The organism is Streptomyces sp. SolWspMP-5a-2 (assembly GCF_900091845.1).
GTDB classification, from domain to species: Bacteria; Actinomycetota; Actinomycetes; order Streptomycetales; family Streptomycetaceae; genus Streptomyces; species Streptomyces doudnae.
In genome coordinates this window covers 1-2,612 of sequence record NZ_FMCI01000398.1, presented here as the reverse complement: position 1 = coordinate 2,612, position 2,612 = coordinate 1, and the positions used below count along the sequence as shown (strand labels likewise).

General features: G+C 68.6%; 1 protein-coding gene. It reads left to right on the top strand.

Going from position 1 to position 2,612, the window contains the following annotated elements; all coding sequences use genetic code 11:
• Nucleotides 1-2,612, top strand: a 2,612-nt coding sequence (locus GA0115242_RS39520; protein WP_141721933.1) for a condensation domain-containing protein, incomplete at both ends; no start/stop codon positions are given.

Sequence of the window (2,612 nt, the reverse complement as noted above, 5' to 3'; positions counted from 1 at the left end):
AACTCGGCGAGGTCGAGACCGCCCTGGACCGCTCAGGGCTGGTGAGCGAGGCGGTCGTCACCGTCGACGAGACCGCCTCCTCCGGCGCCACCCTCATGGCGCACCTGGTCCCCGCCCCCGAATCCGGCTGCGACGAGGCCGAGTTCGTCCCGGCCGTCGAACGGCACCTGCGCTCCGCGCTGCCCGGCTACATGGTCCCGTCCGTCCTCGTCGTCCTCGATGCCCTGCCCCGCACCCCCAACGGCAAGGTCGACCGGTCGGCCCTGACCCGCCCCGCCGCCCCGGCCCCCGACCGCACGGCGCCCAGGACCCCGGCCGAGGAGACCCTCGCCGCGCTCTGGCAGGACGTCCTCCACCTGGACTCCGTCGGCGTGCACGACAACTTCTTCGCCCTCGGCGGCCACTCCCTGCTCGTCACCCAGCTCGTCGCCCGCATCCGCCAGGTCCTGCGCGCGGACGTGCGGCTGCGGGACGTCTTCGACGCGCCCACCGTCGCCGACCTGGCCCGGACGGTCGAGGCGGCCGGCCGGGTCGACGAGGGCGCCCTCGTCCCGGCCCCGGCCGACGAACCGCTCGTCGCGTCCTACGCCCAGCAGCGGATGTGGTTCCTGCACCGCATGAACCCCGACAGCAGCCTCTACAACATCGCCGCGGCCTGGCGACTCGACGGCGCCCTCGACCCGGACGCCCTGGAACACGCCCTCAACGAGATCATCCGCCGTCAGCAGGTGCTCAGGACCGTCTTCCCCGAGCGGGGCGGCGTGCCGCACCCCGTCGTGCGGGACTTCGTCCACCGCCCGCTGCCCCTGATCGACGTCTCCGCCACCCCGGACCCCGAGCGGGCCGCCGACGACGTGGTCACCGCGGAGGCCGACCTGCCCTTCGACCTCGCCGAGGGACCGCTCACCCGGATCGGCCTGGTCAGGCTTGCCACCCGGCGGCACATCCTGATGGTCAGCATGCACCACATCCTCGGCGACGACTGGTCGCTCGACGTGCTGCTCACCGAACTCTCCGCCCTCTACGCCGCCTTCGCCGACGACCGGACCGCCGACCTGCCCGAACTGCCCGTCCAGTACACGGACTTCGCCCGCTGGCAGAACCGCATGCTCGAAGACCGCCAGGTCGAGAAACACCTCGCCTTCTGGCGCGACCAGCTCGACGGCGCCGAACACGCCCTCGACCTGCCCACCGACCGCCCCCGGCCTTCGGTGCCCAGCCACCGGGGCGGCACCGTCTCCTTCACCCTCACCCCCCAACTCAGCGACGCCCTGCGGGAGATCAGCCACGACCACGACGCCACCGTCTTCATGACGGTCGCCACCGCCTTCAACATCCTGCTGCACCGCTACAGCGGCCAGGACGACTTCTGCGTCGGCTACGCGGTGGGCAACCGCGACCGGCTGGAGACGGAGAACCTGATCGGTCTCTTCGTCAACACCCTGATCCTGCGCTCCCGGCTGGCCCCGGACGACACCTTCGCCTCCCAGCTCCGCCAGGTCCGCGCCTCCATGCTGCGGGCCGACGCCCACCGGGACCTGCCGTTCGAGAAGCTCGTCGAGGAGATCCAGCCCGTCCGCGACCTCTCCCGCCACCCCCTCTTCCAGGTGACCTACAGCTACACCACCACCCACGGCTCCAAGGCCGAACCCGGCACCTCCGTGCCCGGCTTCGGCAACCGCGACATCACCCTCCCCGGAATCGACATCGGCTACTACGAACACGACTCCAGGACCGCCAAGTTCGACCTCGCCTTCTTCCTCTCCGAGACCGGCCCCGGAAACGGCCTGGAGGGTGAGATCGAATTCGCCACGGATCTTTTCGACCGGAGTTCCGTGGAGCGTTTGGTGGGGTTGTTCACGGTGTTGCTTGAGGGTGTGGTGGGCGGGGTGGATGCGCGGGTGGGTGAGGTGGCTGTTCTGGATGGTGTGGGTCGGGGTGAGGTGGTGGCGTTCGGTGATGGTGGGGGTGTGGTGGGTGGTGGGGTGGTGGGTTTGCATGAGTTGTTCGAGCGGCGGGTGGTGGGGTGTCGGGATGCGGTGGCGGTGGAGTGTGGTGGGGTGGGTGTGCGTTATGGGGAGTTGGATGGTTGGGCGAATGCGGTTGCTTTGAGGTTGGTGGGTTTGGGGGTGGGGGTGGATTGTCTGGTGGGTTTGTGTGTGTCGCGGGGTGTGGGGATGGTGGCGGGAATGTTGGGGGTGTTGAAGGCGGGGGCTGGTTATGTGCCGTTGGATCCGGGTTATCCGGTGGAGCGTTTGAAATTCATGGCGGCTGATTCCGGTGTGGGGGTGGTGGTGTGTGATGCGTCGGTGAGGGGGGTGGTGGAGGGATTGGTGGGTCCCGGGGTTGTGGTGGTGTGTGTGGATGAGGAGGGGTTGCGGGAGGGGTCGGTGGTGGGGCCTGGTGTGGAGGTGTTTTCGGGGGGTGCGGCGTATTGCATTTATACGTCGGGTTCGACGGGTGTGCCGAAGGGGGTGGTGTTGTCGCACGGGAGTGCGGTGGCTTTTGTGGAGTGGGCTGTGAGTGTGTTCGGTGGTGTGGGTGGGGGGTTGTTGTCGCGGGTTCTTGGTTCGACGTCGATGTGTTTTGACTTGTCGGTGTTCGAAGTGTTC